Below are 7,095 nucleotides of genomic sequence, written 5' to 3' on the forward strand. Positions count from 1 at the left end.
TGATGGGGGCTGTTAATTGCGTAAATCTGTGCTTGAGCACAGCTAAAGTTCATCTAAACCTAAACTTTGGCGTATAACAGTTAATTTTTCTGGCTCGCCTTGCTCTGCCACAACTTGCATGGCACGAGTCGGCTGATGGATTAATCGGTTGGTCAATTTATTGCTTAACTCGCGTAATACTTTTTCTGGATTACCACCTGCAGCAAGCGCATTTAGGCTTTTTTCCAATAGATCACTTTTAATTTCATTAGCGTGTTGTCGGTAATCTCGGATACTGTCCACGGCTTGTAGTGATCTTAACCACATCATAAAGGCCGCACTCTCTTCCGTTACAATCGCTTCGGCTTGAATGGCTTCAACTTTACGCTGTTCCATATTCTTACTTACGATCCCTTGTAAATCATCCACACTATATAGATAGGCATCATTAAGATCGCCAACTTGAAATTCGATATCACGTGGCACAGCAATATCAACTAACAACATTGGCTGATGTTTACGTTTTTTTAATGCGGTCTCAACCATCCCTTTACCAATAATAGGCAACGGACTCGCAGTTGAGCTAATCACAATATCGGCTCTAGATAAATGCTCGGGGATTTCAGAAAGAGTAATAACTTCACCATCAAATTGATCAGCCAGCAATTTAGCTCTTTCAATCGTGCGGTTTGCGACAATGATATTTTTACAATGGGTCGATGATAAATGCTTGGCAACCAATTCGATAGTCTCACCTGCACCCACAAGCAATACAGTGACATTTTTCATCGATTCAAAAATTTGCTTCGCAAGCATACAAGCCGCATAAGCAACAGAAACAGCACTGCCACCAATCGCCGTTTCAGTACGGACTCTTTTCGCAACAGAAAACGCTTTATGGAACAACTTTTCAGTCAATCCATTCACCGCTTTTAGCTCAACTGAAGACGCATAAGCTTGCTTTACTTGACCTAAAATTTGTGGCTCACCAAGTACTAATGAGTCAAGTCCACATGCTACCCGCATAAGGTGCTGAACAGCGGCTTGTTCTTCATAACTATAAATAGATGACATTAGACTTTCAGGGTCAACTTGATGAAACTCTAATAACCAATCGATAATGTGACCTTTACTCGTCCCTTTGCTTAAATCGCAATAAATTTCGGTGCGGTTACAAGTTGAAACGATGACACCACTTTTAATGGCATGACTTGCCTCCATCTGAGCTAGCGCTTCAGACAGTTTCTCAGGTGAAAATGCAATTTTTTCTCGCAACTCAACCGACGCTGTATTGTGATTGATACCAATAGCAAGCAAAGACATGTAGTGGGAATACTCTAAAAAATAGTGATATGAGCCAGCAATTTTACTTGATGGGCCGCAGTAATGAAAGGGCTAGACACCGTATTAGCAACAATCGACAGATATTTGTGCTGAATGGCTCATCGATAAGATGCTACAATTGCGCTGAAATTCATAAAAGAGTAAGGATTCCTTTTGTCTATTCATCACGCATTCCGCCGTTTTTCCACTCTCATACTTTGTACTATCACCATGGTATTAGTGGGCTGTAGCTCAGTACCAGAACAAGAAGCCACTTACCATGTTGATTGGAAGCAACATCAACAAAACCTTACAAAATTAGACAAATTCAAAGTAACAGGAAAAATCGGGTATCAAGATCCCAACCACCGACAATCTCTTAATTTTATTTTAACCCACGCCTCAAATTATGATGAATTAAAACTGCTGACTTTTTTGGGTCAAACAGTGATGACGCTACAAATGCTACCAAGTGGCTCAATGATAACGACATCCGATGGCAGAGTAAGCACAGCTCCACAAGCCAACCAACTAATCAATGAATTGACAGGATTCAGCATTCCAGTATCACAGCTCCCCGACTGGATTAAAGGCCTGCCTACCGATGCAGACCGCACTACATTAAATGAATCTAATACGCTAGCAAGCCTTGAGAAAAACCTCGATAACCAGAACTGGCAACTCAATTATCTAACTTACTCAGCTCAAATGACACCAGTAAAGAATGATCTCATGCTGCCAAGTCAATTATTCTTACAGCAAGATAAAACCAAAATTAAAATAGTGATCAACAAGTGGGTATTTTAATGTCAAATGTAAACTCACTGAATCAACCAAGCATTCAGGAATCAATAGAGTGGCCATCCCCTGCTAAGCTAAATTTATTTTTGTATATCACAGCTCGCCGCAGTGATGGCTACCATAACCTGCAAACCTTATTTCAGTTTATCGACTTTGGTGACATTTTACGTTTTCACATTAATCAAACGGGTAACATAACCATTAGCCCAGAGATCGAAGGCGTCGCGTTAGAACAGAATCTTATTTGGAAAGCCGCTAATGCTTTACGCCTACAGGCAAAGAAAGCAGGCGATATAGATCCAAAGACATTGGGCGCTGATATTGAACTCGATAAAATTTTACCCATGGGCGGTGGACTCGGTGGCGGCTCTTCAAATGCAGCAACTACCTTGGTGGCATTAAACCATTTATGGCAACTCGATTTTGATATCGATACTTTGGCTGAAATAGGATTAAAGTTGGGAGCGGATGTCCCTGTATTCGTTCGAGGACAAGCAGCTTTTGCTGAAGGGGTTGGCGAACAACTTGAACCTGCTCATCCACAAGAAAAATGGTATTTAGTTTTAAAACCGGATGTCAATATTGCGACTGCGGATATTTTCACTCATCCAGACTTGACTAGAAATACGCCAAAGCAAGAGCTTACAACACTTTTACAACAACCTTACGAAAACGATTGCGAAAAAATTGTGACTTTACTGTATCCGGAGGTTGCTAAGCAACTTTCTTGGCTGCTACAATACGCGCCGTCGAGATTGACTGGTACAGGCTCTTGTCTTTTCGCTGAATTCGATACTCAGCAACAAGCACAAGAGACTTTAGATAAGTTTAACGCTCAACAGAATTCAAATAGTGTCTTTGGCTTTATCGCTAAGGGAATGAATATTTCATCTCTCCATAAGACTTTGGCTGACTATAAACAAGCCAACCACAACTCAATTTAAAACTGGACGCAACCCGAGGTTTCCACCGTGCCTGATATGAAGCTATTTGCTGGTAACGCCACACCTGAACTAGCCCAACGTATTGCAGATCGCCTGTACATTTCCCTTGGTGACGCAACTGTAAACCGTTTTTCTGACGGTGAAGTTGCAGTACAAATCAATGAAAATGTTCGTGGTAGTGATGTATTCATCATCCAATCTACTTGTGCGCCAACCAATGACAACTTAATGGAATTAGTTGTTATGATCGATGCAATGCGCCGCGCTTCTGCGGGCCGTATTACCGCCGTCATTCCATATTTTGGTTATGCACGTCAAGACCGTCGTGTCCGTTCAGCTCGTGTTCCAATCACTGCGAAAGTTGTTGCAGACTTCCTTTCTAACGTCGGTGTTGACCGCGTTTTAACTATCGACCTTCACGCCGAGCAAATTCAAGGTTTCTTCGATGTTCCTGTCGATAATATCTTTGGTACGCCAGTGCTTATGGAAGATATGAAATCTCGTAACCTAGAAGATCCAGTGGTTGTTTCTCCTGATCTTGGTGGTGTTGTTCGCGCTCGCGCAACGGCCAAAATGTTAGATGACACCGATATTGCTATCGTTGATAAACGTCGTCCACGCGCTAACGTTTCTGAAGTAATGAACCTAATTGGTGATGTTAAAGGTCGCGATTGTGTGATTGTTGATGACATGATCGATACTGGTGGTACATTATGTAAGGCAGCTGAAGCCCTAAAAGAACGTGGCGCTAAACGTGTATTTGCATACGCAACTCACGCTGTGTTCTCTGGCAATGCCGCAACAAACATCGCGAATTCAGTTATTGACCAAGTCATCGTTACTGATTCGATTACTTTATCTGATGAAATGAAAGCAACAGGTAAAGTAACGCAACTTACTTTATCAAGCATGCTAGCTGAAGCAATTCGTCGTATTAGCAACGAAGAATCAATCTCGGCAATGTTTAACTAGAACTAATCGTTAAATATTCAATGCTTGAAAATAGAAACCACTTTACCTATTAGTAAAGTGGTTTTTTATTATCCGCCACTCTGCCCACCCTTTTAAAAAATATGCTATCATGCCGCGCTTTTAAAATTTGCAAAGAGAGCATACCTTGACTCAACCAATCAAATTACTTGTCGGTCTTGCTAACCCGGGGCCGGAATATGACAGAACTCGCCATAATGCTGGAGCATGGGTAGTAGAAGAGTTAGCCCGAGTGCACAACATAAATCTAAAAGAAGAAAGTAAATTTTTTGGATTAACCGGAAGAGTGATGGTACATGGTCAGGATTTACGTCTTCTTATCCCTACTACATTTATGAATTTATCGGGAAAGTCGGTTGCGGCCATCGCAAAATTTTATCAAATATTACCTGAAGAGATCATGGTCGCTCACGATGAACTTGACCTCCCACCCGGTGTAGCTAAATTTAAAAAAGGTGGCGGCCATGGTGGACACAATGGTTTAAAAGATATCATTGCCAAACAAGCTAATAATAAAGAATTTTATCGCTTACGAATTGGTATTGGTCACCCTGGACATAAAGATCGCGTCGCTGGTTATGTACTTGGAAAAGCGCCAGTCAAAGAACAAGAATTGCTTAATGCTGCTGTCGATGAATCCGTACGCAGTTTAGACATGCTATTTAAAGATGATTTAGCAAAAGCACAAAATCGCTTACATACGTTTAAAGCTGAATAGATCCGCTATATAAAGCTGTATTTAGCAAAACAATCAAATGACAGAGTCGGCAATCGTGCCGAATGAAAGAAGGTTTATAACATGGGTTTCAAATGTGGGATCGTCGGTTTACCAAACGTAGGTAAATCCACTCTATTTAACGCACTAACTAAAGCAGGTATTGAAGCGGCTAACTTCCCTTTCTGTACCATTGAGCCTAATACCGGTGTCGTTCCTGTTCCTGATCTTCGTCTTGATGCATTAGCAGCAATCGTGAATCCAAAACGCATTCTTCCAACCACAATGGAATTTGTTGATATTGCCGGACTTGTTGCTGGTGCATCAAAAGGTGAAGGACTTGGTAACAAATTCCTAGCAAACATCCGTGAAACTGACGCTATCGGTCACGTTGTACGCTGTTTTGAGAATGAAAACATCATTCACGTTGCAGGTAGAATTTCGCCAATTGAAGATATCGAAATCATCAACTTAGAGCTTGCTCTTGCCGACTTAGATAGCTGTGAACGCGCTATCCAACGTCAAGCAAAAAAAGCAAAAGGTGGCGATAAAGACGCTAAATTTGAAATTACAGTGCTAGAAAAACTGCTTCCTGTATTCACCGAAGGCGGAATGGCTCGCTCGGTTGAACTAAATAAAGAAGAGTTAGCAGCCGTTGGTTATTTAAACTTCTTAACTCTAAAACCAACCATGTACATTGCCAATGTAAGTGAAGATGGCTTTGAAGGTAATCCATATTTAGATCAAGTACGTGCATATGCAGAGAATGAAAATGCGGTGGTTGTGCCAGTTTGCGCTGCCATTGAATCTGAAATGTCTGAACTTGACGAAGAAGATCGTGATGAGTTCTTAGCAGATCTTGGTATCGAAGAACCTGGTCTAAATCGTGTCATTCGTTCTGGTTATGAGTTATTAACCTTACAAACCTATTTCACCGCAGGTGTGCAAGAAGTTCGTGCTTGGACAATTCCAATCGGAGCAACAGCACCACAATCCGCTGGTAAAATTCATACTGATTTTGAAAGAGGTTTTATTCGCGCAGAAGTGATCGCTTATAACGACTTCATTCAATTTAAAGGTGAAAGCGGAGCAAAAGAAGCAGGAAAATGGCGCTTAGAAGGTAAAGAATATATCGTGAAAGATGGTGATGTGGTTCACTTCCGTTTTAACGTCTAGTTCGTAGCCCATAAATAAAACATTCAAATCAAAGCCAGTGAATAGTTCGCTGGCTTTTTTCTTTCTATTCAAAGCTGATATCAATAAATATATAAAGAATCGACAGCGATAAATTGTGTTATTGATTACAAATAGTGCTTTTTGTTTAAAAAAAATGCGAACGATTCATTTTGGGCAATTTATTCAAAAAAACTATTGACGCTCGCGGCCCTAATCCGCATAATGCGCTCCGTTCTCGTTGCAGAGTTTATGCAACAGAAAGAGGTGAAAACCTCATTGGCTACGTAGCTCAGTTGGTTAGAGCACATCACTCATAATGATGGGGTCACAGGTTCGAATCCCGTTGTAGCCACCAAATTTATACAAGTTTTGATTCGTCGAAATTTGCTGCTCGATGAGTAAGTTTATCCAATTAACTTGCCCATTTAATATCGAGATACTGGAAACTTAGTTTTATGCTCTTGTTTCTAGTCACGGTTTTGCGGTCGTGGCGGAATTGGTAGACGCACCAGATTTAGGTTCTGGCACCGTAAGGTGTGAGAGTTCAAGTCTCTCCGACCGCACCATTGTTTAAACGTCTCTTGATAACATATCTTCTTGATTCGTCTGTTGGGCTATCGCCAAGCGGTAAGGCACTGGCTTTTGATGCCAGCATTCCCTGGTTCGAATCCAGGTAGCCCAGCCATTATTTAAAGTGGTTAGTGAGTCTGATAAGCAATTGGCTTTTGATGACAATACCAAAAGAGTTCCCTGATTTCATTTTCAGGCAGCCTGACCATTATTTAAAAGTTTCGATACTTCGAAGCTAGAAGTTCAGAGAATGGTTCGTTATACTCTCTGGCTCACAAAGTTAATCAGTAACAAAATGGCTACGTAGCTCAGTTGGTTAGAGCACATCACTCATAATGATGGGGTCACAGGTTCGAATCCCGTCGTAGCCACCATATTTATACAAGTTTTGATTCGTTGAGACTTGCAACTCGATAAGTAAGTTTATCCAATTAACTTACCCATTTAATATCGAGCTACTAGAAACCTAGCTTTCTCGTTTCTAGTCACGGTTTTGCGGTCGTGGCGGAATTGGTAGACGCACCAGATTTAGGTTCTGGCGCCGTAAGGTGTGAGAGTTCAAGTCTCTCCGACCGCACCATTATTTAAACGTCTCTT

The 7,095-nt window shown here is 41.3% G+C and carries 6 protein-coding genes and 5 tRNA genes; 10 read left to right on the top strand and 1 reads right to left on the bottom strand.

Translation table 11 applies throughout. The features are described from left to right. Positions 1 to 42 precede the first annotated feature (42 nt). Positions 43 to 1,302: a glutamyl-tRNA reductase gene (gene hemA, locus HC725_RS13675; protein WP_190332376.1), complete on the bottom strand. Its 1,260-nt coding sequence runs from the start codon at positions 1,300 to 1,302 to the stop codon at positions 43 to 45. A 174-nt stretch (positions 1,303 to 1,476) separates the two neighbouring features. Here hemA and lolB point away from each other — a divergent pair, with 174 nt between their 5' ends. The 10 genes from lolB to HC725_RS13725 all read left to right on the top strand — a co-directional run bounded on the left by lolB (position 1,477) and on the right by HC725_RS13725 (position 7,078). Next, positions 1,477 to 2,109: a lipoprotein insertase outer membrane protein LolB gene (lolB, locus tag HC725_RS13680; protein WP_190332377.1), complete on the top strand. Its 633-nt coding sequence runs from the start codon at positions 1,477 to 1,479 to the stop codon at positions 2,107 to 2,109. Then, positions 2,109 to 3,047 carry a 4-(cytidine 5'-diphospho)-2-C-methyl-D-erythritol kinase gene (gene ispE, locus HC725_RS13685; RefSeq protein WP_190332378.1) on the top strand — a complete coding sequence of 313 codons (939 nt, stop codon included), beginning with the start codon at positions 2,109 to 2,111 and terminating at the stop codon, positions 3,045 to 3,047. Before lolB ends, ispE begins: the two co-directional genes overlap by 1 nt. Positions 3,048 to 3,074: 27 nt before the next feature. Next, positions 3,075 to 4,019 carry a ribose-phosphate pyrophosphokinase gene (locus HC725_RS13690; protein ID WP_190332379.1) on the top strand — a complete coding sequence of 315 codons (945 nt, stop codon included), beginning with the start codon at positions 3,075 to 3,077 and terminating at the stop codon, positions 4,017 to 4,019. Between the two features lie 145 nt (positions 4,020 to 4,164). Continuing rightward, positions 4,165 to 4,755: an aminoacyl-tRNA hydrolase gene (gene pth / locus HC725_RS13695; RefSeq protein WP_190332380.1), complete on the top strand. Its 591-nt coding sequence runs from the start codon at positions 4,165 to 4,167 to the stop codon at positions 4,753 to 4,755. A gap of 81 nt (positions 4,756 to 4,836) precedes the next feature. Further along, complete coding sequence (gene ychF, locus HC725_RS13700; protein WP_190332381.1) at positions 4,837 to 5,928, top strand: redox-regulated ATPase YchF; 1,092 nt, start codon at positions 4,837 to 4,839, stop codon at positions 5,926 to 5,928. Between the two features lie 278 nt (positions 5,929 to 6,206). Beyond that, positions 6,207 to 6,283: transfer RNA gene (locus HC725_RS13705), tRNA-Met, on the top strand. 126 nt (positions 6,284 to 6,409) lie between these two features. Further along, positions 6,410 to 6,494 (top strand) — tRNA-Leu (locus tag HC725_RS13710). A 44-nt stretch (positions 6,495 to 6,538) separates the two neighbouring features. Beyond that, positions 6,539 to 6,613: transfer RNA gene (locus HC725_RS13715), tRNA-Gln, on the top strand. Between the two features lie 182 nt (positions 6,614 to 6,795). Then, positions 6,796 to 6,872: transfer RNA gene (locus HC725_RS13720), tRNA-Met, on the top strand. A 121-nt stretch (positions 6,873 to 6,993) separates the two neighbouring features. Further along, positions 6,994 to 7,078: transfer RNA gene (locus HC725_RS13725), tRNA-Leu, on the top strand. Positions 7,079 to 7,095: the final 17 nt, after the last annotated feature.

The sequence above is a fragment of the Vibrio sp. S17_S38 genome, from assembly GCF_014694375.1.
Taxonomy (GTDB): domain Bacteria; phylum Pseudomonadota; class Gammaproteobacteria; order Enterobacterales; family Vibrionaceae; genus Vibrio.

Coding starts and splice junctions, on each gene's coding strand:
- ispE (WP_190332378.1), top strand. CDS start 2,109: ATGTCAAATGTAAACTCACTGAATCAACCAAGCATTCAGGAATCAATA.
- ychF (WP_190332381.1), top strand. CDS start 4,837: ATGGGTTTCAAATGTGGGATCGTCGGTTTACCAAACGTAGGTAAATCC.
- hemA (WP_190332376.1), bottom strand. CDS start 1,302: ATGTCTTTGCTTGCTATTGGTATCAATCACAATACAGCGTCGGTTGAG.